Annotated in this window: 25 protein-coding genes and 3 tRNA genes; 4 read left to right on the top strand and 24 right to left on the bottom strand. The window is 28.7% G+C overall.

Features of this window, described 5'->3' with window-relative positions; genetic code table 11:
- Positions 1-128: 128 nt before the first annotated feature.
- The 4 genes from QIA00_RS03575 to QIA00_RS03560 form a co-directional block, all read right to left on the bottom strand.
- Positions 129-210: transfer RNA gene (locus tag QIA00_RS03575), tRNA-Tyr, on the bottom strand.
- Positions 211-215: 5 nt separating this feature from the next.
- Positions 216-289, bottom strand: a tRNA-Thr gene (locus tag QIA00_RS03570).
- An 87-nt stretch (positions 290-376) separates the two neighbouring features.
- Positions 377-700, bottom strand: coding sequence for a hypothetical protein (locus QIA00_RS03565; RefSeq protein WP_301427453.1), 324 nt, complete (start codon positions 698-700; stop codon positions 377-379).
- A gap of 5 nt (positions 701-705) precedes the next feature.
- On the bottom strand, positions 706-2,478 hold the full coding sequence (locus QIA00_RS03560) for a hypothetical protein (protein ID WP_316257508.1): 1,773 nt from the start codon (positions 2,476-2,478) through the stop codon (positions 706-708).
- A 115-nt stretch (positions 2,479-2,593) separates the two neighbouring features.
- On the opposite strand from QIA00_RS03560, the gene QIA00_RS03555 reads away from it, so the two are divergent.
- The gene (locus QIA00_RS03555; RefSeq protein ID WP_316257507.1) at positions 2,594-3,829 is read left to right on the top strand and encodes a CCA tRNA nucleotidyltransferase; all 1,236 of its coding nucleotides are present in this window, start codon (positions 2,594-2,596) and stop codon (positions 3,827-3,829) included.
- On the opposite strand, the gene rnc is transcribed toward QIA00_RS03555, so the two are convergent.
- The 14 genes from rnc to napA all read right to left on the bottom strand — a co-directional run bounded on the left by rnc (position 3,800) and on the right by napA (position 14,039).
- Positions 3,800-4,537 carry a ribonuclease III gene (rnc, locus tag QIA00_RS03550; RefSeq protein ID WP_231014685.1) on the bottom strand — a complete coding sequence of 246 codons (738 nt, stop codon included), beginning with the start codon at positions 4,535-4,537 and terminating at the stop codon, positions 3,800-3,802. The two genes, QIA00_RS03555 and rnc, sit on opposite strands and share 30 nt — an antisense overlap.
- Positions 4,537-4,779, bottom strand: coding sequence for an acyl carrier protein (gene acpP, locus QIA00_RS03545; RefSeq protein ID WP_004789379.1), 243 nt, complete (start codon positions 4,777-4,779; stop codon positions 4,537-4,539). The genes rnc and acpP overlap by 1 nt, the downstream gene beginning before the upstream one ends.
- 23 nt (positions 4,780-4,802) lie before the next feature.
- The gene (rpmF, locus tag QIA00_RS03540) at positions 4,803-4,985 is read right to left on the bottom strand and encodes a 50S ribosomal protein L32 (protein WP_231014686.1); all 183 of its coding nucleotides are present in this window, start codon (positions 4,983-4,985) and stop codon (positions 4,803-4,805) included.
- Positions 4,986-5,048: 63 nt separating this feature from the next.
- Positions 5,049-5,540: a pantetheine-phosphate adenylyltransferase gene (gene coaD / locus QIA00_RS03535; protein ID WP_316257505.1), complete on the bottom strand. Its 492-nt coding sequence runs from the start codon at positions 5,538-5,540 to the stop codon at positions 5,049-5,051.
- 1 nt (position 5,541) lies between these two features.
- Positions 5,542-6,081 (bottom strand): hypothetical protein, encoded by a 540-nt coding sequence (locus QIA00_RS03530; protein WP_316257504.1) that lies wholly within the window; start codon positions 6,079-6,081, stop codon positions 5,542-5,544.
- Between the two features lie 370 nt (positions 6,082-6,451).
- Complete coding sequence (rplS, locus tag QIA00_RS03525; RefSeq protein WP_002557286.1) at positions 6,452-6,817, bottom strand: 50S ribosomal protein L19; 366 nt, start codon at positions 6,815-6,817, stop codon at positions 6,452-6,454.
- The gene (trmD, locus tag QIA00_RS03520) at positions 6,795-7,514 is read right to left on the bottom strand and encodes a tRNA (guanosine(37)-N1)-methyltransferase TrmD (protein ID WP_316257502.1); all 720 of its coding nucleotides are present in this window, start codon (positions 7,512-7,514) and stop codon (positions 6,795-6,797) included. The genes rplS and trmD overlap by 23 nt, the downstream gene beginning before the upstream one ends.
- Complete coding sequence (gene rimM / locus QIA00_RS03515; protein ID WP_316257501.1) at positions 7,511-8,011, bottom strand: ribosome maturation factor RimM; 501 nt, start codon at positions 8,009-8,011, stop codon at positions 7,511-7,513. The genes trmD and rimM overlap by 4 nt, the downstream gene beginning before the upstream one ends.
- 3 nt (positions 8,012-8,014) lie before the next feature.
- Positions 8,015-8,263, bottom strand: coding sequence for a KH domain-containing protein (locus tag QIA00_RS03510; protein ID WP_002557283.1), 249 nt, complete (start codon positions 8,261-8,263; stop codon positions 8,015-8,017).
- Positions 8,264-8,524, bottom strand: coding sequence for a 30S ribosomal protein S16 (rpsP, locus tag QIA00_RS03505; RefSeq protein WP_316257500.1), 261 nt, complete (start codon positions 8,522-8,524; stop codon positions 8,264-8,266).
- A 12-nt stretch (positions 8,525-8,536) separates the two neighbouring features.
- Positions 8,537-9,871 carry a signal recognition particle protein gene (gene ffh, locus QIA00_RS03500; protein WP_316257499.1) on the bottom strand — a complete coding sequence of 445 codons (1,335 nt, stop codon included), beginning with the start codon at positions 9,869-9,871 and terminating at the stop codon, positions 8,537-8,539.
- A gap of 62 nt (positions 9,872-9,933) precedes the next feature.
- Entirely contained in the window at positions 9,934-11,142 is a 1,209-nt protein-coding gene (badR, locus tag QIA00_RS03495; protein WP_301427443.1) for a host adaptation transcriptional regulator BadR, read from the bottom strand.
- Positions 11,143-11,419: 277 nt separating this feature from the next.
- Entirely contained in the window at positions 11,420-13,429 is a 2,010-nt protein-coding gene (fusA, locus tag QIA00_RS03490) for an elongation factor G (RefSeq protein ID WP_316257497.1), read from the bottom strand.
- 73 nt (positions 13,430-13,502) lie between these two features.
- Positions 13,503-14,039 carry a neutrophil-activating protein NapA gene (gene napA, locus QIA00_RS03485; protein WP_316257496.1) on the bottom strand — a complete coding sequence of 179 codons (537 nt, stop codon included), beginning with the start codon at positions 14,037-14,039 and terminating at the stop codon, positions 13,503-13,505.
- A gap of 84 nt (positions 14,040-14,123) precedes the next feature.
- Here napA and QIA00_RS03480 point away from each other — a divergent pair, with 84 nt between their 5' ends.
- Entirely contained in the window at positions 14,124-14,591 is a 468-nt protein-coding gene (locus QIA00_RS03480; protein ID WP_316257495.1) for a BB0689 family surface lipoprotein, read from the top strand.
- A gap of 42 nt (positions 14,592-14,633) precedes the next feature.
- Positions 14,634-14,707, top strand: a tRNA-Val gene (locus QIA00_RS03475).
- An 8-nt stretch (positions 14,708-14,715) separates the two neighbouring features.
- Here the strand turns inward: QIA00_RS03475 and mvk are convergent.
- From mvk to QIA00_RS03445, 6 genes are read right to left on the bottom strand one after another with little or no spacing between them, the layout of a single operon-like run.
- Positions 14,716-15,612 carry a mevalonate kinase gene (mvk, locus tag QIA00_RS03470; protein ID WP_421114408.1) on the bottom strand — a complete coding sequence of 299 codons (897 nt, stop codon included), beginning with the start codon at positions 15,610-15,612 and terminating at the stop codon, positions 14,716-14,718.
- A complete protein-coding gene (locus tag QIA00_RS03465) occupies positions 15,602-16,555 on the bottom strand; it encodes a GHMP family kinase ATP-binding protein (RefSeq protein WP_316257492.1) in 954 nt (317 codons plus the stop codon). The genes mvk and QIA00_RS03465 overlap by 11 nt, the downstream gene beginning before the upstream one ends.
- Complete coding sequence (gene mvaD, locus QIA00_RS03460; protein ID WP_316257491.1) at positions 16,546-17,484, bottom strand: diphosphomevalonate decarboxylase; 939 nt, start codon at positions 17,482-17,484, stop codon at positions 16,546-16,548. Before mvaD ends, QIA00_RS03465 begins: the two co-directional genes overlap by 10 nt.
- On the bottom strand, positions 17,468-18,736 hold the full coding sequence (locus QIA00_RS03455; RefSeq protein WP_316257489.1) for a hydroxymethylglutaryl-CoA reductase, degradative: 1,269 nt from the start codon (positions 18,734-18,736) through the stop codon (positions 17,468-17,470). The genes mvaD and QIA00_RS03455 overlap by 17 nt, the downstream gene beginning before the upstream one ends.
- Entirely contained in the window at positions 18,726-19,790 is a 1,065-nt protein-coding gene (fni, locus tag QIA00_RS03450) for a type 2 isopentenyl-diphosphate Delta-isomerase (protein WP_316257487.1), read from the bottom strand. The genes QIA00_RS03455 and fni overlap by 11 nt, the downstream gene beginning before the upstream one ends.
- Positions 19,774-20,997, bottom strand: coding sequence for a hydroxymethylglutaryl-CoA synthase (locus QIA00_RS03445; RefSeq protein ID WP_316257485.1), 1,224 nt, complete (start codon positions 20,995-20,997; stop codon positions 19,774-19,776). The genes fni and QIA00_RS03445 overlap by 17 nt, the downstream gene beginning before the upstream one ends.
- A 93-nt stretch (positions 20,998-21,090) precedes the next feature.
- On the opposite strand from QIA00_RS03445, the gene mnmA reads away from it, so the two are divergent.
- Positions 21,091-22,158 carry a tRNA 2-thiouridine(34) synthase MnmA gene (mnmA, locus tag QIA00_RS03440; RefSeq protein ID WP_316257483.1) on the top strand — a complete coding sequence of 356 codons (1,068 nt, stop codon included), beginning with the start codon at positions 21,091-21,093 and terminating at the stop codon, positions 22,156-22,158.
- Positions 22,159-22,193 lie beyond the last annotated feature (35 nt).

The raw sequence follows: 22,193 nt of genomic DNA, 5'->3' as shown, positions 1-22,193 counted from the left end.
TTTTATAACCAATAATAACTTTTCTAAATAGACAAAAATACAAGCACCAAAATGAAACGACATAACACATTTAAAAGATCACAATCAAAAATTATAAAAAGGCAATAACTTATAATTCCACTAAAAATTGGGGAGGGTGGGATTCGAACCCACGTAGGCAAAGCCAACAGATTTACAGTCTGCCCCGGTTAACCACTTCGGTACCGCCCCATAAAAGCCGACTGTCGGAGTCGAACCGACGACCTGCGGTTTACAAGACCGCTGCTCTGGCCAGCTGAGCTAAGTCGGCAAACAAAAACTAATAGTTAGTTTATAAAAATAAAATTCATTAGTCAATAGAATATTGATTAATAATTAATATAATCTTCCTACCAATCTATTTATTACCAGAAAGAAAAATTTTAAAAACAAGAGCACAAAAAAAAATTATAAAACTAAAAATTAAAATTAAATAATAATTAATTTTTTTCTTTTTCAAAAAATAAAAAAATATCAACCTGGTAGATTCAAGACCAAAAGAAACAGAACTTAAAATAATAGTAAGATCAAGATAAAATTTCTGAAAATTGTAAACAAAAACATTGTAAGAACCAGCCAAAAACACGAATAAACTTAACAAAGAATTTAAAAACAACACAATAACCAAAATTCTAATAAAATTTGAAAAACGTCTTAGATTTTTTACTTTAAAAGCTTTCATGAAATTTATAAATTTTTTATTATAAAAAGTGCCTGATTTATGATTTCCAAAAGATTGCCAATAACATCGGCTAATGTAATTGTTTTATTTTCAGTTACCATTGATTTGTAAGAAACCGTTAAAGATTTTCGAATAAAAACATTCTGATTTTCCAATAAAGACAAACATCTCTTTTTAAGCTCAATAAAATAATCTACAAATCTATTTGAAACCTTATCAATAGAAACAGATTCATTTAAGCACCATTTAAAAACCCTTTCCCTATAAGGATCATCAACTTTACCATCTCTTTTATGCCTTTCAAACTCTTCATTTTTATAATCAATCTCAAAGTAAATATTATAAATTTCTTTTTTCAAAGCAGTAATATTATTTTCAATGTCAACATATATATTTCTTAAATCATGATTATTAATTAATACGACATTATTTATAGTTCTTAAAACTTCCATCATTCTAACATCATATATGTTTTTAAAAAAATCATTAAGAAAATACAACTTTTTAAAACTATAACGACCAAGATTTAATTCATTAAAAATATCGCCTTTTAAATTTAAAATTACACTAGGATCTCTAACAAGACTTTTTATTTCTTTAATCACAAGAACTTTTAAAGAGCTATCACGATTTTTAATAGCCTGACCCATAACATTTAAAAATAAAATGTTCTCATAAAAATTTTTTAAATCAAAAAAGGGTACATATTTTTTAGGGGATGCAACAGGATTTTTGCAATATACTCTAAAAATATCTAAATAAGGTAAAGTCCGCGACAAGCCAATAATCTTAGATACAATCGATAAAACATTTTTCAATACATATTCTACTCGAGATATGTGATCTTCTTTTGAAATTATCTCTGAATTACTAATATCATCAGATATTGAAAAATAATTTGATATAATGCTTTTAACGATATTCTCATCTATCTCAACATCTTTTAATGTATACAAAATGTCAAAAAAAGAATTTAAATACTTACTAACACTTGAAAAACTGGTTCCAAATCCAACCTCAAGATCAACAATGCTAATATTTTCAGCATTATCCAAAAGATCTACATTGAAAAATGAAAAAAAAGATTTGTAAGGAAAAAACGCCAAACTATTAAAAACATAATAAAACTCAAACATATTAGAGACAATTTTGTAAGTATTAGATGGAATAGAATTAATATACTCATTTATCTTGACCTTAAGAGATTCTTCTAAATCGTTTTGGGTTTTTTCTTTTTTTAAGAATAGCGCATATTCGCCTTCATCTAAAAAATCCTCCAAATTGCTCTTAGAATTAATAATTTTGCTTTGAATAATTTCTAAAATAGTTTGCTCAACAACAATGCCACCTTTTTCTAATTTCCTAAAAAATTCTTTCAATTCTATTGAATATCGGTAAACACTAAAAAACATTTCTACAAAACCAATATGCAAACACTCTCTCTTAAAATCTATTACCGGATTTTTGCACATTTCATTAATTTGATTTTCCAGGTTTTTTATAACATAAGCTTTATATATATCTTCTTTACTTTTATCTTTCTGAAAAAAATTTAAAATAGTCAACCACATTCTAATAAGAAATGATTCTTCCATTAATCGCCCTGAAAGAAATTTTTCAAGCTGAGAATCAACATAAGGCTCATTGCTACTATTGGGTAAAACAAAATCGGAAGAATTCAAACCTAAGTTTTTTCTTATATCATTCATCAATCTATTTTTAGTCTCTTTTGAAAGTTGACCTATAGAGTTGTATACGCTATTGTTATTACCACTCATAAACCCCCAATAAAACCATTTAAAAAATAAAGTACTACTTACAACATACTTCAAATAAATTAAAATTGTAAATCAATTTTAGAAAAAAAATATTTAAACTATAATATAATTTTATATGAATCTAGGCAAAAACAATCAAAATATAATTAAAATTGGTAGAATTTTTAAAAAAAACAACTACGAATTTTATTTAGTTGGAGGCGCTTTAAGAGACTTACTACTTAATAAACAACCTTACGATTTTGATTTTGCAACAAATGCAACTCCTGAAGAAATAATAACATTATTTCCAAATAATAATATTAAAACAGGAATAAAACATGGCACAATTGGCATTATTTTTAATAAAAAAATCTTTGAAATCACCACATACAGAATAGAAAAAGAATATGAAAACAACAGAGCTCCCAAACAAGTAGAATACACTAAAAATTTAATTAAGGATCTTGAAAGAAGAGATTTTACAATCAATGCAATTGCAATGGATATTTTCAACTTCAAAATAATAGATTGCTATAATGGAAAAAAAGATCTTAATAAGAAAATAATAAGATGCATAGGAAATCCAAATAAAAGACTTGAGGAAGATGCCCTTAGAATACTTAGAGCAGCAAGATTTTCATCCACACTTAATTTTAACATTGAAAAAAATACTTTAATTTCAATGAAATATAAAAAAGAAAATATTTTAATGATTTCAAAGGAAAGAATAAAAAATGAATTTCACAAATTGTTAGAAGGCGTCAATATACAAAAAGGAATTTATTATCTTAAAAAAGTTGATTTTTTTAAAATTTTTTTTAATCTAGAAATAAAAACAAAAGTAATCAAAAAAATTACTCTACTTGATAAAAACAAATTTTATCTAAAGGCAATCACAATATTGACAATTAAAAAACCTATAAAAGAACTAAAAGAAAAACTAACTTTACTTAAATTCTCAAATAAAGAAATTAAGCTAATTTTATTTTATAGAAGCATAATCGATAATAACAATATTTTTAATGTCAAAAAATTAAGTGATATTAGGTATTTGCTTAGCAAGAGCACAAGAGAACATTATAAAGAAATCATTGATATATACAAAGCGCTCAAAGGAAAAAAGAAAAAATATTTATTTATAATAAAAAACATAAAAAGAAAAAAATTGCTGAAAAATCCTCTCTCTTTAAAAGATTTAAAAATAAACGGAAAAGATATTCAAAATTTAGAACAAATAGAAAATAAAAATATAGGTACAATTTTAAACATACTACTAGGCTGTGTAATTGAAAATCCTAAGCTTAATACTAAAAATTATCTTATAAAAAAAATTAAATCCTTAAAGGTTAATATTTTCCATGGCTTTTAAAGCTACTTCAGCTGCTCTCATTTCGGCTTCTTTTTTAGATTTGCCCTTTCCGTTTGATATAAAATTTTCCCCAACATAAAGTTCCACACAAAAAACCTTATCATGGTCTGGGCCTATTTCCTTGTCTAGCTTATAACTTGGTGAGATTTTATATTTCTTTTGAACATATTCTTGCAATAAACTCTTATAATCCTTAAAATCACCCCTATTAAACATCAATCTTATATACATATCAAAAAGCCCAACCACAAATTCTGTTGCTCTTAAAAACCCACTATCAAGATAAATAGCACCTACAAAAGCTTCAATAGCATCTGCAAGAATACCTTTTTTGTTTCGACCATCATTACTCTCCTCTCCTCTACCTAGCAAAATATAAGAACCAAGATTAATCTCCCTAGCAATATTAGATAGAGAATCTTCGCTAACAATATAAGATCTGGCCTTACTGAGCTCTCCTTCACTTTTATTTGGATAAGTTTTATAAAGATGATCTGTAATAATCAAATTAAGCACAGAATCTCCCAAAAACTCTAATCTCTCATTATTGCTAGACTTTTGATCCAACTCATTAGAATACGACGAATGGCTCAATGCTGTATTTAACAAATCAAAATTACTAAAATCAATGCTTAAATTTTCTAAAAATTCACTCAATTGAGCTTTTCTTTCACTACTCAGGCAAAAATCGGAAGAATTTTTCTTCATCAACCTTTTCTCTTTTTAATAAAATTAACAACATCGCCTACTGTCTCAAATTCATTGGCTTCGTTCTCTGGGATTTTATCATCAAAGGCCTCTTCAAGTAAATACAAAAGCTCATAAATATCCAGACTATCTGCATTAAGATCCTCAACAAATCTAGAGTCTATAGTAATTTCATCTTCTTTTTTATCAAGTTGCTCAGATATAATAGATCTAACCTTGCTAAAAATTTCATCATTATCCATGAATACACCTTCCTTACTACAAGCTACAAACCTATTTCTAGATATTGGTTATTCCTATAATATCCACATTTTAAACAAACCCTATGTCTCACTCCAAGGTTACCACAATTAGAACATTCTTGAAATTGTGGAATTTTTTTCCTCATATTTATACTACGCCTTGTTCTACTCCTAGATTTTGAAGGCTTAAATTTTGGAACAGCCATTACTTTCTCCTAACTACTTTTAAACTACATTAAATTATCTTAATAATATATATATTAATTAAGTCATTTGTCAATAAACTTAGATTTTAATCTATTGAACACCAATTCTGGAACAAAATTAGAAAGATCAACATCCTTTTTGCTCATTAATTCCTTTACAAAATCCGACCTTACATATAAATGTTCTGCACTACTTGGTAAAAATATAGTATCAATTTTAAAATTTAACTTATTATTAACAAGATATCTTTCAAACTCTATATCAAAATCATTAAAAGCCCTAATTCCTCTAACAATAAATTTAATAGAATTAATTAATGCATAATCAACAATAAACCCACTATACCTATCTACAAGTACATTTGAAAAATTTAAAGACGAAATGACATCTTTTGCAAGGCTAAACCTCTCGATATCACTTAGCAAATATTTTTTTGATTTGTTTTTAGCTACTAAAACAACAACTTTATCAAAAATAGCCAACGACCTTTTAATTAAATCAATATGGCCCCAAGTAATTGGATCAAAAGATCCTGGAAAAACTGCCACCTTCATATCAAGAAAGCCTAAACCCTCTATTAACATCTTTAAGAATTTTTTTACGCCATATTGGTTGTTCTTCTAAATTTTCAAATCCAATTTCTTTAATAATTTTAAAATATAAATATTCTCCTCTAGAAGATGTATCTACAATAAAAAATTTACCAGCACCTTTATAAACCAATTTTTCATTACTTGAAAGATTATTTTCAGCTGTTAATTTATTGATAGCACAATCAAAATGAACAGGTTTATCTTCATTTTCAACCTTTAAAGACATGCTAAAAACAATATCATTTATTTTTTTTTCACAAATAGCACAAGAAACATCAAGATTTATTCTTGTTTTAAATCTTATACTTTTTCTTCTAAATTTACCTTTAAAAAGATTTTGTTTATCTGTATTCAAAACAGTCGATCTATTATTAAAACTATTTGGTGGAGCAACATTTTGACTTTTGCTATCAGAATTTAATCTTTTATTCTTAAAGCCATAAAAACGTTTATTGTGTTTCTGAAAATTGCTACTCTTAAACTTACTTTGAGTATATTTCAAAATCAAATCTCCTTAACTACAAAAAATAAATATTTACTCTCAAAAAAATAAAAACAAATATTTAAGAACAAAATCACTCACATAACCTGAAAATTTTTCAAAAAATCAAAACTTTAAACCTTTAGCTTTTTAAAGACAAAAGTACAATTAAGCCTACATTGAAATTTAATAATAATAGGTAATTAATGCTCTCAATCATAATAAATGCACGACCCCGTTTGCCAAAATTATTTCTCAAAACAGCAAAACCTTACTAAAACTTGAATAAAAATTTACAAAACAAAAGATCAATCAAAATAATTTTTAATCTCAATCTAATTTTGATTTATCTTATGAACTAATTTGCTAAAATATTTAAAATAATTAAAAACTAATGCTTAACTTTTTTAATATTAAGACGCTCCTTTATCTTCATAGCAGCTTTACCGATTCTATTCCTCATATAATAAAGCTTTGCCCTTCTAACCTTTCCCCTTCTTAAAACTTCAACCTTTTCTATAATAGGAGAATATACTGGAAAAATTTTTTCAACACCTATTCCTGAAGAAATTTTTCTAATCAAAAATGTTTTGCCAATTCCCTTGTTTTGGAAAGAAATAACAATCCCTTCAAAACTCTGCAACCTTTCATTACTACCTTCAATAATTTTATAAACAACCCTTACAGTATCTCCCACATTAAAGACAAAAGCCTCATTTTTTTTATTTTGAGCTTCAATTTTTCTTATCAAATCCATTATCTTCTCCTATTATCTCTAAATATTTAAGGTATAAATCATATCTATTTTTCTTAGTTTTTTCTCTAGCTTTAACAAGCCTCCAATTCTTTATATTTTCATGATGCCCTGAAACAAGAACTTCTGGAACCCTTATTCCCATAAAATTATAGGGCCTGGTATAATGAGGATATTCAAGTAATCCATTTTTTACACCAAATGATTCTTCTAATAAAGAATTAGGATTTATTACTCCATCTAGCAACCTATATACACTATCTATTAAAACAAGAGCTGCGATCTCTCCTGAAGATAAAACATAATCTCCAATAGAAATCTCAAAATCAACATACAAATCTATAATACGCTGATCAATTCCTTCATATCTTCCACAAATTATAACAATTTCTTCTCTTTTTGACAATAAATACGCCAATTCTTGGTTATACTTTATTCCAGAAGGACTTAAGAATATTGTTGTTTTCTTGGCAGATTCTACATGCTCAAGAGCAAAAGAAATCGGTTCAGCCCTCAATACCATCCCAGCACCGCCCCCATAAGGCAAATCATCACATCTTTTATGCTTATCTTTTGAAAAATCTCTAACATCAATAAGCTCAAAACTTACTATCCCCTTGTTAATAGCTTTTTTCATTATTGAATTTTCAAAAAATGGTTTAATTATTGCTGGGAAAAGGGATAAAACCGTAAATTTCATTTTAAAAGATCTAAAACCTTAAGCTCAATTGTTTTTTCTTGAGCATTTATATCTCCAATATATATATTCAAAAAGGGAATAAAGAAAAATTTAATACCCACTTTGACCTCAAGAAATATACTATTTAAATATTCAAAGAAAGCTACAACTTCTCCTAGTTTTTTATTGTTACTAACAACAGCATATCCAATCAGTTTTCCTAAATAATATTCGCCTTCTTTTAAACTCGATGCAAGCGAATCATCAACCCACAATTCAAAACCAATCAAAAGCTTAACTGCCTCCGGGGTATTAATCCTTTCGAACTTCAAAAATAAGGAATTACCCTTTATATTAACATCTACAACCTTAACTTCAATAGCAGGCCTATTGTTTTTTTTTAAAAAAACTTTATTGTTTTTTAGATTAATAAAATCACAAAAATTATTGGATATGCTTTTAACCTTAGCATACCCATCAACTCCATAAGACGATAATATAACGCCTTTAATAAACATAAATTAATCTAAAATTTCCAATTGTACTCGCCTGTTGGTTTTAGCAGCACAAGCTCCAAGCAAAGTTCTAATAGCCCGCGCAATACGACCCCGTCTTCCGATTATCTTGCCCACATCGCTTTGAGAAACCCTTAATTCTAAAATAGTTGATTTTTCCCCTTCAATTACATTTAGTTTTACTTCATCTTCTTTATCTACAAGAGACTTTACTATAAACTCTATAAGCTCAATTTCATTCCCATACTCTTTCATCTAAACCTCCTGACTTTTCACATTCAAGTTGTTTTTATTTAAAAGCATTTTTACTGTATCACTTAAAATTGCTCCCTTGCTTATCCAATCCTTAATTCTATCTTCCTTAATTTTTATTTGATTTTGCTTCTCAACAGGATGATAATATCCAAGTTCTTCAATTGCTCTACCATCTCTAGGAGAAGTAGAATTCATAACTACAATCCTATAATAAGGCCTTTTTTTAGCTCCCATTCTCTTCAATCTTATCTTAACGCTCAAATTTATTCCTCCTTATTTTCCCCAAAGGGATGCAATCTTATTTTGAAAATCTTTATTTTTCATCTTTTTCATAATCAAAGTTGTTTGACTAAACTTTTTTATGAGCTTATTAACATCAAAAACAGTTGTTCCACTTCCTAAGGCTATTCTTTTTTTTCTTGAGGGATTATTCAAAATCACTGGATTTATTCTTTCTTTTTTGGTCATAGAAAGAATAATGGCTTCTTCTTTATTAAAACTTTCTTCATTTAAATTATTGCTATTTAGCATCGATTTTGAAACACCTGGTAAAAAACTTATAAAATTAGAAAACCCTCCTACTTGTCTAATGCGCCTAAATTGGCTCAGATAGTCTTCAAAATTAAAATTGGCTTTTTTAATTTTTTCCTCAAGCTTAATAGCCTCTTCTTTGTCAACAACACTTTGAACCTTCTCTACAAGACTAACAACATCCCCCATGCCAAGAATTCTAGAAGCAATTCTTTCTGGATAAAAGGAATCAAGATCTTCAACTTTCTCTCCAACGCCAATAAATTTAATAGGAACTGCACAAATACTTTTAAAAGATAATACAGCTCCCCCTCTAGTATCTGAATCAAACTTAGAAAATATTGCACCAGTAAGTCCAACGTTCTCATTAAATTCCTTAGCAATATTTACAGCAACTTGACCCATCATAGAGTCTACCACTAAAATGGTTTCTGTGGGTTGCAAAATCCCCTTGATTTTTTTTATCTCTTCAACTAACAAAGATTCAATCTCAAGTCGCCCCCTAGTATCAACTATTACAGAATCAAAAAAATTAGACTCGGCAAACTTCATAGACGCTTTAACAATTTTAATAGGATCTTTTTCCCCTTCAATTGAAAATACTGGAACACCCACTTGACCACCCAATATTTTTAACTGCTCTACCGCCGCTGCTCTAAAAGTATCAGCAGCTACAATAAGTACTTTTCTATTTTCCTTTTTAAGCTTTAAAGAAAGCTTGGCACATGTTGTGGTCTTGCCAGAACCTTGAAGCCCCAGCATAAGAATATAAGATTGTTTATTGGCAGGATGTAAACTAAGCTCATAACTTTTGCCTCCCAAAAATCTAACAAGATTATCATTGACAATTTTAATAAACTGAGACTTAGGATCAATACCCCTTAAAACTTTAACTCCTTTGGATTCTTCAATTATAGAATTTAAAAAACGCCTTATAACTCTTAAATTAACATCAGCATCAACTAAAGAATTTTTAATAATTTCAATAGCCTCTGAAATGTTTTTATCATTTATCGTAGATTTTCCAGAAAGGTAGTTTATAAAATTTCTAAAATTCGACCCCAAACTTTCAAGCATTAAAAATAACCCCTATTCTCAAAAATAATCTTGTCAAATATAAGATACAAAAAAAGTCAATATTAATCAATATCTCCTCCAGTCAAATAAAATTTATTAAAAATAACACTAGACGCAGGTCCAACAACAGAAACTTCAGTATCTAATGAACTAAGATTTAATACTATATTCTCTTTATTGAGTTTTTTAATCTCTTCTTTTAACAAATCAAAAAAAGCTTTTAATTTAAAACTTTGCCCATAGAGTACTAAATAATTAAAATCAAGCATTCTTTGAATATTAATAATAATTATTGCCAAATACTTAACAGTATCTTGCATAATTTTATTTATAAAATCATATTTTTCATAAAGAGAAAAAATGTCATATATTGTAACCTTTTTCAATCTACCCTCATACTTTTCATAAAGCTCGGGAATCTCACCATTCATAAACTCTTTTGAAATCAATCTCTGCAAAGCAAAATTAGATATTAGCATATTGACACAACCCTTATTACCACAAGTTGGACAATTTTTTTCTCCTTCATAATCAATTATCATGTGACTAACCATACCTGATTTATTATTAAAACCAGGATAAACATTGCCGCCTGACCAAATTGAAAGTTCAGCAGTATCTGTGTAGTCAAAAAACATAATATTATCTATATTCTTACCCATAAATTCGGCAAGAGATAAATTTTTAACATAACTTTCAATATAAACTGTAAGTGAAAAATATTCCTCAAGTATTCTCTTAACAGGAACATCTTTTTCAATCCATGCTCCATAACTGTCATTAACAATGCCCAATTCTTTGTCCTTTATTAACCCCGTAATACTAAAGCCTAAGCCAATAAACTTGTCTCTTGAGAAATTGTGTTTCCAAATAATTTCTATCATATGATCTTTTATTTTTTCTAAAATATCATAAGCACTAACTGGAGGCTCAAAAGAATGCGTCTCGCTTATTAAAACCTCGCATTTAAGATTAGCAATACCTATTTGAAAATAATTGCTAGAAATAATAACTCCCATTGAATACGCATAATCTTTATTAATATCAAGAAGTATTTCTTTTCGTCCATGTTTTTTAACATCAGACACCCTAGAACCAACTTCAATCAAAAGATTTTCTTTTATCATTTGATTAGTCAAAATAGTAACTGCAGCATTTGTCAAGCTTAACTTACGAGCCAAGTCTGTTCTTGAATATTGCATATTTTTCAAACTAAGAAGAATTTTTCTTCTATTTCCGCCTCTAATTGAAACCATATTTTCACCCTGCATAATACACCTCCTTTATTTTTAAAATAAAAAAATATTATAAAATATCATATCAAAAAAACCAATACAATATTCTATCTATTCTTATAAAGACAAACATGCCTTTATAAGGCTAAAAAATATTTTACATCATAATATAACATTCATAAAATATCAAAAACTTAAAGCTTAACAAAAAAGGGAATAAAATCATTTTTATATAAAAACTCATCAATAAAATTAATTGGGTTTAAAAATAATAAACACAAGAAAAGCCATTTTGCCTTAAAAACTAATAACTTTAACTTACTTTTTCTTTAAAATAAGAAAATTCCATAGTAAAGCTGCCCCGTCCTTTAGTAGAACTTCTTAAAATAGAAGCATACCCAAAAAGTTTCTCAAACGACGCCTCTGATTTTATCAAATCATACTCTCCAATATTGCTAACCGAATGAATGACGCCCCCTATAACATTTAATGTAGAAATAATTTCTCCTGTATGCTCAATGGGTGTTCTAATTTCTAATAACATTATTGGCTCAAGTTTAATAGGCTCTGATTTTTGAAAAATACTGTGAAAGGCAAATCCTGAAATTGACTCAAAAGCATTCTCGCTAATCTTATTAGCCCCGCAAACAATAGAAAAAATACTAACATTAATATCAATAATAGGATATCCAAAAATTCCACTTACAAATGCGGATGTAATTCCCCTCAATATTGCAGACTTAATTACAGGTTCAACACTACATTCAAAATCAATTTTATTTCCTTCGCCTCGTGACAAAGGTTTAATGATCATTCCAATTTTAAAATCAATATTTTTGCCAGCAAAAATATTGTTAAACTCAAAAACTTCTTTTACAATTTTACCAGCACTTTCTCTGTAACTTACTTGAGGTTTTCCTGTATATACATTAAGATTAAATTCATCTTTAATTCTTGTCAAAATAATCTCAAGATGCAATTCCCCCATTCCAGATATAATCAATTGCCCTGTTTCTTTGCTCTCAGAATAACTAAAGGTAGGATCTTCTTTAGCTATTATTTCAAAAATTTCCTTTAGTCTAACCTCATCTGATGATCTTTCAGGCTCAACAGACATTAAAACAACCGGTTCTGGAAACATAACAGATTCAAGTAAAACATTATTGTTCTCTTCAACAAGGGTATCTCCTGTAACAGAAAACTTTAATCCCAAGACAGCACCAATATCGCCTGTTTTTACAAAATCTATTTGTTCATTTTTATTTGAAAAAACTCTAAAAATTTTCGTAAACTTTTCACGCTTACCATTTGAAGCATTGATAATTTTTTTATTAGAATTAATCTCACCAGAATAAACTCTAACAAAATACAGGTGAGAAGCAATTACGCTTGAATATTGAACTTTAAAAACAAGAGCTGACAATTTTTTATTTTCATTAGGATCAACTAAAATTTTTTTATTTGTATCTAAAGAAAAAGCACTAAAACTTTTCTCAAAAGGACTTGGCAAGTAATCTACAATCGAATCAATCAAAGGTTCTATCCCAATATTTTTTAAACTAGTTCCCATTAAAACAGGAACAATAAATCTAGAAATAGTGCCTCTTCTAATTTCTTTTTTAAGAATATCTAAACTAATATCTTTATCTTCAAGAAACAATTGAGTAATTTCTTCACTAAATTGGCTAAGAATGTCTATTATTTTTTTTTTAAAAAAAATCACTTTTTCAACAAATTCTTCTCTAATTTGACTATAAGTTAATTTTGGAATTCCATTTTCCATTGAAAAATGAAGTTCTTTATTTAAAATAATATCAACTACTCCTTCAAAATTGCTTTCATTTCCAATTGGAATTTGCAAAATTAAAGGAGTGGTTTTAAATTTATTTTCAATATCTCCCACAACTTTAAAAAAATCAGCACCTATTCTATCCATCTTATTAATATAAGCAAGTCGTGGGATTTCATATTTTTCTGCCTGTTTCCATACAGTTTCTGTTTGAGCTTGAATTCCATCAACAGCACTAAAAATAACAACACCCCCATCAAGAACTCGAAGAGATCTTTCAACTTCTGCTGTAAAATCAACATGCCCAGGAGTATCAATAATGTTTATTTGACAATCCTTCCAATGGCAAGTAATGGCAGCTGAACTAATAGTAATTCCTCTTTCTTGCTCTTGAGGCATCCAGTCAGTAATAGTATTTCCTGAATCTACATCCCCCATTTTATGACTTTTGCCAGTATAATAAATAATTCTTTCTGTAGTAGTAGTTTTTCCAGCATCAATATGAGCCATAATTCCAATATTTCTAATACTCATAAATCCCCAACAACTACCACAGCCTCAATACAGATAAACTCATTAGCACAAATTAAACCTTTTAATAAAATTGCTATTTTGCATCGCACTCACAACATTTACTTTCATTCTCATCGTGACAAAAACAATCACAATTTTCAAGCAATGCCTTATGCATCCATAAATATTTCTCAAGATCACTCATGATATCATCCATAATATTAGCAGTACCATAATCACCAGCAGTATCAATCAATTTTCTCATCCCAAAAATATTTTTCAAAATCTCAGCAAGACTGCAAACAATGCTTTGCATTGAGGGTAAAAAATTAGAAGTTGATTCAATATCAAGCTCCTTAATAAAGGATTTTTTCATAAACTCAGAATATCTAAATTCAGAATCATATCCAAGCATTCTTGAGCGCTCTGCAACAATATCAATAATTTTTTCAATATATTCATAAAGTTTTTGAGTTTTTTTGTGAATAACAAAGAAATTGGTATCTTTTATATTCCAATGAATACCTCTTAAATTAGAATAAAAAATATGCAAACTTGCTAACAATTCTTGTAATTTTAATTGTATTGCTTCTAAATCATCCTTTTTTATATAGCTTAAATACTTTTCCATAGGTATCTCCTTTATATAATTATTATAATACATAATGAGATATAATTATGGTTTTGATACCATAATAAACAAAAAGGATATTTAATGAAAAAATTGATTACAATTTTTACACTGCTTTTATCTCAAGCATGCAATTTAAATACAATCCACCCAATAGATACAAAAGAAGATATAAAAATTTTATATTCAGAAATTGCTGGATTGAGAAAAACTTTAAATCTAAACCATTTAGAAATAGATGATACCCTTGAAAAAGTTGCAAAAGAATATGCTATTAAACTGGGTGAAAATAGAACGCTAACTCATACCCTTTTTGGCACAACCCCAATGGAAAGAATACATAAATACGACCAATCCTTTACTTTAACAAGAGAAATACTGGCATCAGGAATTGAACTTAACAGAGTAGTTAATGCATGGCTTAATAGTCCAAGCCACAAAGAAGCTCTTATTAATACAGATACAGATAAAATGGGTGGCTATAGATTAAAAACGCATGACAATATAAATATATTTGTAGTTCTTTTTGGAAAAAGAACATATAAGAATTGACACCATTAAAGCTTATACTGTATACTACTATTAGTAGTAAAAGGGCTCATAGCTCAGTTGGTCAGAGCGCCTGCCTTACAAGCAGGATGTCGGGAGTTCGAATCTCTCTGGGCCCAAAAATAATTTAAGCTTCAATTACTTTTAGTTCTAAAAGTAATTTTATTTTAGAATTCTTAAGCATGTTATTTAATTCTTTTTGCACTGTATTAGCTTTTTTTAGACTTTCAAAAAGAAAAATAAACGCTCCTCCTTTACCAGCGCCACTTAACTTTCCAGAAAGGGCGCCCAATTTGATCCCCCTACTTATCAGCCAATCAAGAGTATCATTAGACAATCCCAAACGCTTTAAACAATATTGTGCAACATTCATTTCATTAGCTAAAGAATACACATCTTTATTCTGAAAAGAAACATAAGATTTGCTTACGGTAAGACCAAGCTTTTCAATAAAAAAAAATAAATCGGCATTGGATAATAGACGTTTTTTTAAATTAATAACTATTTCTTTAGTTGTTAAATCTCTTTTTATCGCTCCTATTAAAAAATAAAAACCAGAATCTTTTATTTTTTTTGAATGCAAAACATCTTCTTGTTTCTCTAAATAAAAAGTTCCACCAAGATCAATTAGTCTAATATCCATTCCAGAAGATTTGCCATGAAAAATGTTTTCAATTTGATTTGCCAACAAAATTTTATTACAATTCTTATATTCAAAATGACTTGTAATATATTCTGCAAAGCATAAACTAAGACTGGCAGAAGAACCAAGTCCGACTCCAATAGGAATTTCAGAAATTATAGCAAACTCAATCGGATTAACTTTGTTATAATTTGAAACAATAAAATTTATAAGGCTATTTAATCTTGTGCTGGGTTTTCCCAAATATTTCCAATTTTTAGAAACACTATAAACCAGATCCATATAAATTGGAACTGTAGCTCCAATAACTGGGAACCCGTAAACAGCGCTATGTTCGCCTAAGAACAATATTTTAGCAGGCTTTCTTATCTTAGCATTTATCGCTTTCAAACTTAATGCCTTCATGCTCTAAAACAATTGGAACAATTTTTGACAAATCAAAAGCTTTAATATTGGGCCTGTAAACTAAAAAAGTTTCATTTCCAGCTCCCAAAGCTTTAATCAAATCACATTGATCCACAAAGTGATCAAAACTTAAGGGTAAAGCTGCAGAAACTCCTATTACTTCCCCAATTGCCAATCCCAATTCTTTAGCCCTTCTTAAACTAGTAATTAATTCGTATTTAGAATTGCTAACATTTAAAACAAGTTTTTTCATCTCTAAATTACATTTCAATATAAAATTTAAAATAGAATCTCTGTGTTTATTATACTTAAAAATAGACTCAGTGGTTTTAATTGCTTGTAAACCCTGCATCAAATAAAAATCATTAAACTCTAAAGCATCTAGCTGTCTACATTTAGGATTAAAACCGCCTTCAAACTCAATAACACCCCCAAAAATACTAGTAGCAATATCATATCCACTACCTATTCCTCCCTGAGAATGTCTGTAAGCTTCCAAACAATATTTAAAAATTTTATCCTTATCAATAACATTAGTAGCGTTATAAATTAAAAAAAGCCCACACGCTATGCCAATAGCAACAACAGCGCTTGAGCCAAATCCCTTTTTAGTTCCATCATTAAAGAAAAAATTACTCGTATCAATATATACATCATATGCAAAATTCTCTAGATTTAAAAAACAATTTTGACTCAAGTAGACAAACATTTTAAAAACAAAATCGTTCCTATTTTCTATTAAAGAAAAATCGCCTATCTCTTTCTTTTTGCTAAAAAAGCGCCAAGAATGGCTCTTTTTAAAAGAAAAAAATGCTCTCTTGTTGATGGCAATTGCCAACCCCAATCCCTTTTCCTCTAAAATAGTATACTCCCCCATTAAAAGTAAATTTCCGGGTACAGAAAACCTAATCAAATCCATTCTAAGTCACGCCCAACCTTTGAAACAATAAAATCAATGTCAGTAAAATTTTGCTTAAGTCTTTTTAAAATAGTATTTAAATTTTCTTCCAAACAAAGAAACTTTACTTGGGGGCCCGCATCCATTGTCTCAAATACAAAAATCCCCTCATTTCTCAAATCAGCGGCATACCTAATTAAATCTATTGTACTATTTTTAAAATAAAAAATAGAAGATGCAAACATTAAGGCAAACATATTTTGATAACTTTTTACAACGTTTGCTCCAAAATGTATAAAATCTTTTTTTAAAAAAAAATATAAAGCATCTTTAAAAATCTTTTTACTAGAAGCAATCCAAGCATCATAATAAAATTCATGTCGTTTGCAAATATTCATTGCAGCTCTTGAAGACAATTCTTTTTCATTACTATCGATTATGGCAAATATTATTCGCAAATCATTAAAATAAGATTGATCTCTTAATTGAAAAGATTCTTTTGAACCCTCTTTTAAAATAGAAAACCCCCCGTAAATAGCCCTTGCCGCAGAAGCTGATCCTACTCTTGCAAGGTTAGATGCACTATTACAAGAATATTTATTAAAATATTTCAAAATACAAGCCGCAATAGAAGCAAAACCTGAACTTGAACTTGCAAGGCCTGCTGCTGTTGGAAAATTGTTTTTACTTTTAATTTTAAATCTAACATTTGGTTCATTAAGAATTTTTCTTGCATAATCAAAAAACACCTTTTCTCTATTTTTTAATATAACTGACCTTGAATTTAAAATTATTTCATCTCGATCTGAAAGTTCAAGCTCGCTTATTGAATAAAACTTATCAACACTAACAGCAAGACTAGAAGTCGCTGGAATGTTTAAAAAAATATCCTTCTTGCCCCAATATTTAATTAAAGCTAAACTTGCATGAGCTTTACACCTTATTTTCATTCTTTAACCTTATTTTCTTCAAAATTTTAAAAGCAAAATCAAAAGAATAAACATTCATTCTTTCCATTTCCAATAATAATTTGTCTTTCTCGAAATCAGAAATATTATATTTTGTCTTTAAAAGGTGGAGTATTTTATTAACATGTAATCTCATATGACCCTTTTGAATCCCATTAAATGCAAGAGCCCTTAATGCTGCAAAATTACTAGCAAGTCCAACACAAGAAAGAATGCCAATAAATTCACTCTTGCTATTTACATTCATAATTCTAAAACTTAAAATCGACGCTTCACTAAAAGACATAACTCCACCCTTAGTTCCAACTTGCAAAGGAATTTCAATTTCTCCAAACAAAGCATTGTCAGTCACATAAAATTTACTAAGGGGAAGATATTTGCCGCTTTTTGAAGCAAATCTATGGACAGAGGCCTCAAGAGCTCTTGTGTCATTAAAAGTCGCAAGACACACCCCTGTAATTCCATTCATAATGCCTTTGTTGTTAGTAACAGCTCGCTCCTCTTCGTAAAAACCTATACTAGAAATAAGTTCAATTTTTTTAGCCAAATTCCAAGAATCCTCTTTGCCCGGTAACAGATGCTTTAAATCTAAAACAAAGTGGGCTTTGGCTGTAAATTCACTAATATCATTGCTTAAAACTTTTAAAACACACTCATATCCGAATTCTAAAAAAATAAATTCTGCTACACGCTCTGCAATTGAGTTTAGCAAATTAGCACCCATAGCATCACAAGTATCCACATAAATATTTAATTTTTGAATACCAAGCTCTTTAATGTGCCTAGTTGACAACCTTCTAAATCCACCCCCCCTTTGATTCATATTGGTTAAAAGAGGTTCAATCCAAGTCTTAATTCTATCATCAAGGTCAACAAAAATTTTACTTAAATCTTTTTCCGATTTTATATAAATTTGAGAAATTCCCAATACTTCACCCAAAGAATACCTTAAATCCGCATTTTCAAGAATCTTTGCTGCAAAATTTAGGGCAGCAACAACAGAAGATTCTTCTGTTGCAATTGGCAAAGAATAGTATTTGCCATTTATTTTCAAGTTTTTTACAATTCCAATAGGAAAAGATAAATATCCAATATAATTTTCTATCATATTGAAAAGAAAATCTTCATTGGCATTATTATAAAAAAAATCTTTAAAGGATAATTCCAAAAAACTTTTTATCTCTTTTCTTTTTTCTAAAACACTTTTATGTCTAAAATTTTTACTAAGTTCCATAAAACTGCTTAAAGACTCCAAGTTCATCAAGCAAATAACTACTCAAAAAATACTTATTATTTCTAAAATCTGATAAACTTTTGCTTCCACTTAAAAACATAGACATTTTTAAAACATGTTCATAATCAGAAAAAAGATTAAATACAGCATCTTCTCCTGAATCATAAAAAGCCCTAAGAACAACCGCTGCAACACCTATAAGTCTAGCCCCAAGAGCAATACCTTTGGCAATATCCATACCCGTCTCATATCCACCAGATGCAAAAATATTAGCCTTTAAAGAATTATCAACACTAAGTAAAGTAAAAATAGAAGGAATGCCCCAATCAGAAAAACAAGATGCAATGTTTAGATTATTACTCTTCATGCCTTCTACTAAAACCCAATTAGTTCCACCACTCCCCGCAAGATCAATATAAGAAACGCCAAGACTAAATAATTCCTTAACATCTTTCGGTGAAATTCCAAAACCTGTCTCTTTGACAATTAATGGAACACTTAAAAAGTCAGACAATTTGGCTATTGACTCTCTTATTCCTTTAAAATTTCTATCTCCATCAACCTTCATCAATTCTTGTCCTGCATTAAGATGAACAATAATTGCATCAACTTCTAATCTTTTGATCATTTCAGCTATTTTAGAAATACCAAACTCAACAATCTGAACAGCGCCAACATTGGCAAACAAAGGAATATTATGAGCATGCCTTTTAAGAGTAAAATCTCTTATGCACTCAGGATACTTAAACAAAAGCTTAAAAGAACCTAAGCCCATAGGAATTTTTAAATAATTTGCAATTCTAACTAAAGATTTATTAAAGTTATTGCCTTCTTTACTGCCTCCTGTCATGGAAGAAATAAAAACAGGCATACTAATATTGTATCCAAATATCTCTTCTTTTATGTTTATCTCGGAAAAATTAAAATCACTAAGAGCATTGTGCTTTAACTTAATAAACTTTAAGAAATTGCAGCTACTTTTAACATCGTTTTTATTTAAACAAATCTCAATATGCCTTTTTTTATTTTCTAATATATTAGGCTCGATACCCATAAACTCGGTATCCATCATTCCTTAGTTCTTTTAAATAAAATCCTCTGGATTCACCAGGAACTATTTTATTTTGAAAAAAATCTTTATATTCTTCAAAATTTGCATTATTTCTATTTTTTATAAGCCCATCAAGATCCCACAATTTAATAACATCAAAAGCGCTCTTTTCAATGGTAAGTTCATAAATAATCATAATATTGCCAGATCCATAAGAACAAAACAATATCTTTTCTCCTGTAATATCTTTCTTGGAAAATACTCTTTTTAAATAAAATGCTAAAGATAGAAAAATTGAACCTGTATACAAATTCCCCACTTCCATAGCAGCTTCAACTCCATCGTAAAAATCTATTGATTCTAAATAAGCATTTCTAACAGATTCATCATCGCTATAATATTTTTTCAAAATATAATGCATTGAGTCTATTGGCATTTTAGCAAAAGGAACATGCAAAACAAACCTATAATTAGAAAATAAATCTTTCATACTAAGTTGCTTTTTAAAAGCGAAATCTCTTAAAGCATTTTCGTTTGCATTATTGTAACATTCAACTGAATATTGACCTCGCACCTTAGCTTCAACGCTTCCAAAAGGCCTAAAAAAATCGTCAACATCATCGGTATAAACCCCAAATTCAGATAAATTGATTGAAAGTAGTTTTGGATTTTTTTCAATCAAAATCGCAGTTGCACCAGCCCCTTGGGTAATCTCAGCCGTAGTAAGATTGCTATAATGTGCAATATCTGAAGAAAAAACTATCCCGTATTCAGAATTATTAGAATGGCTTAAAACGCTTGCCACAGTGTGCAAAGACATAGCAGCACCAGCGCATGCATGCTGAACCTGAAAAGTTAGAAAATTATTTCCTAGACAAATACCAGACTGCTTTAAAGCTCCAAAAACATAAGAAGAAATGGCCTTTGAATGATCAACTCCTGTTTCAGTTCCACCTAAAAGCATTCTAATCTTGTTTAAATCAAGATTATTGTTGTCAAAAATAAGCTTAACAGCAGAACTTGCCATAGTTACACTATCCTCATTAGGACTGGTAAACCTAAAACCTTTTTGCAAAGTTGCATCTATTGCTCTATTGATTTTTTTAAAAAAAACTTCATTAGAAGAATATAAAGGATTTTTCAAAAGAACAGAAAAATCTAAATAATTTAAAGGTAGAAAAATTCTAATATCACTAATACCTATTTTCATATATGCCTCAATGAATTAATGGACATAAATATTATATTACAATTTACAAAAATTAGCAAAATCTTATATAATAAAACCTAAAAATGGAAGTTTATGAAAATAGCCGTACTTTTATCTGGAGGAGTTGACAGCTCTGTTGCCCTTTATAGAATTATAAACAAAGGATATTCAAATATAAAATGCTACTATTTAAAAATTTGGGTTGAAGATGAACTGTCTTATATTGGAAACTGCCCTTGGCAAGAAGACTTAAATTATGTTGAAGCTATATGCAACAAATTTAATGTACCATATGAAATAATAAACTTTCAAAAAGAATATTATAACAAAGTAGTAAGCTATACCATTGAAGAACTTAAAAATGGCAATACCCCAAGTCCAGATATTTTTTGTAATCAAAGGATAAAGTTTGGAGTATTTTTTGAGAAAATCAATGGCCAATATGATTTGGTTGTAACAGGACATTACGCTAAAATACAAAGAAAAGATAATAATTTTTTTTTAAAACAGGCAAAAGATAAAATTAAAGACCAAAGCTACTTTTTATCTCATCTCTCTCAAAAACAAATGTCAAGACTATACTTCCCCTTGGGCACATTACTTAAAAGCGAAGTAAGGCAAATGGCTAAAAGCATAAATTTACCCAACAAAGATAGAAAAGATAGTCAAGGTATTTGCTTTTTAGGAAAAATTAAATATAACGAATTTATCAAATACCATCTTGGAGAGAAAAAAGGGAATATAATTGAAAAAGAAACAGGAAAAATAATAGGAATTCACAACGGATATTGGTTTTTTACGGTTGGACAAAGAAGGGGAATAAAGCTTAGCAACGGACCATGGTTCGTTATAGAAAAAGACTTAGAAAAAAATATTATATACATATCCCATAATGAAAATTATTTAAAACAAGCAAAACGCAAATTTTTAGTTCACGAAATACATTGGATAAACGACACACCTTCAAACTTTGAAAATTTAAAAATTAAAATAAGGCATGGTGAAAAGAAATACTCATGCAAATTAAAACTTATTACAAACAACTTAATGGAAATTTCTTTAAGCAAAAAAGACCGTGGGATCTCTCCAGGACAATTTGCAATTTTTTATAAAAATACAGAATGCCTGGGAGGTGCTAAAATTTTAAAAATCATAGAATAATAATCCTCCCAAAAAGTTAGAAAAAATTTAAAACC

Origin of the sequence: Borreliella americana, assembly GCF_032595795.2 — a bacterium.
GTDB lineage: Bacteria > Spirochaetota > Spirochaetia > Borreliales > Borreliaceae > Borreliella > Borreliella americana.
This window is presented reverse-complemented; position numbering and strand designations above follow the sequence as displayed.

Bases quoted from the DNA above. Each gene is read 5' to 3' on its own strand.
- QIA00_RS03565 (WP_301427453.1), bottom strand. From the start codon at position 700: ATGAAAGCTTTTAAAGTAAAAAATCTAAGACGTTTTTCAAATTTTATT.
- QIA00_RS03560 (WP_316257508.1), bottom strand. From the start codon at position 2,478: ATGAGTGGTAATAACAATAGCGTATACAACTCTATAGGTCAACTTTCA.
- QIA00_RS03555 (WP_316257507.1), top strand. From the start codon at position 2,594: ATGAATCTAGGCAAAAACAATCAAAATATAATTAAAATTGGTAGAATT.
- rnc (WP_231014685.1), bottom strand. From the start codon at position 4,537: ATGAAGAAAAATTCTTCCGATTTTTGCCTGAGTAGTGAAAGAAAAGCT.
- acpP (WP_004789379.1), bottom strand. From the start codon at position 4,779: ATGGATAATGATGAAATTTTTAGCAAGGTTAGATCTATTATATCTGAG.
- rpmF (WP_231014686.1), bottom strand. From the start codon at position 4,985: ATGGCTGTTCCAAAATTTAAGCCTTCAAAATCTAGGAGTAGAACAAGG.
- coaD (WP_316257505.1), bottom strand. From the start codon at position 5,540: ATGAAGGTGGCAGTTTTTCCAGGATCTTTTGATCCAATTACTTGGGGC.
- rplS (WP_002557286.1), bottom strand. From the start codon at position 6,817: ATGGATTTGATAAGAAAAATTGAAGCTCAAAATAAAAAAAATGAGGCT.
- trmD (WP_316257502.1), bottom strand. From the start codon at position 7,514: ATGAAATTTACGGTTTTATCCCTTTTCCCAGCAATAATTAAACCATTT.
- rimM (WP_316257501.1), bottom strand. From the start codon at position 8,011: ATGTTTATTAAAGGCGTTATATTATCGTCTTATGGAGTTGATGGGTAT.
- QIA00_RS03510 (WP_002557283.1), bottom strand. From the start codon at position 8,263: ATGAAAGAGTATGGGAATGAAATTGAGCTTATAGAGTTTATAGTAAAG.
- ffh (WP_316257499.1), bottom strand. From the start codon at position 9,871: ATGCTTGAAAGTTTGGGGTCGAATTTTAGAAATTTTATAAACTACCTT.
- badR (WP_301427443.1), bottom strand. From the start codon at position 11,142: ATGCAGGGTGAAAATATGGTTTCAATTAGAGGCGGAAATAGAAGAAAA.
- fusA (WP_316257497.1), bottom strand. From the start codon at position 13,429: ATGAGTATTAGAAATATTGGAATTATGGCTCATATTGATGCTGGAAAA.
- napA (WP_316257496.1), bottom strand. From the start codon at position 14,039: ATGGAAAAGTATTTAAGCTATATAAAAAAGGATGATTTAGAAGCAATA.
- QIA00_RS03480 (WP_316257495.1), top strand. From the start codon at position 14,124: ATGAAAAAATTGATTACAATTTTTACACTGCTTTTATCTCAAGCATGC.
- QIA00_RS03465 (WP_316257492.1), bottom strand. From the start codon at position 16,555: ATGGATTTGATTAGGTTTTCTGTACCCGGAAATTTACTTTTAATGGGG.
- mvaD (WP_316257491.1), bottom strand. From the start codon at position 17,484: ATGAAAATAAGGTGTAAAGCTCATGCAAGTTTAGCTTTAATTAAATAT.
- QIA00_RS03455 (WP_316257489.1), bottom strand. From the start codon at position 18,736: ATGGAACTTAGTAAAAATTTTAGACATAAAAGTGTTTTAGAAAAAAGA.
- fni (WP_316257487.1), bottom strand. From the start codon at position 19,790: ATGGGTATCGAGCCTAATATATTAGAAAATAAAAAAAGGCATATTGAG.
- QIA00_RS03445 (WP_316257485.1), bottom strand. From the start codon at position 20,997: ATGAAAATAGGTATTAGTGATATTAGAATTTTTCTACCTTTAAATTAT.
- mnmA (WP_316257483.1), top strand. From the start codon at position 21,091: ATGAAAATAGCCGTACTTTTATCTGGAGGAGTTGACAGCTCTGTTGCC.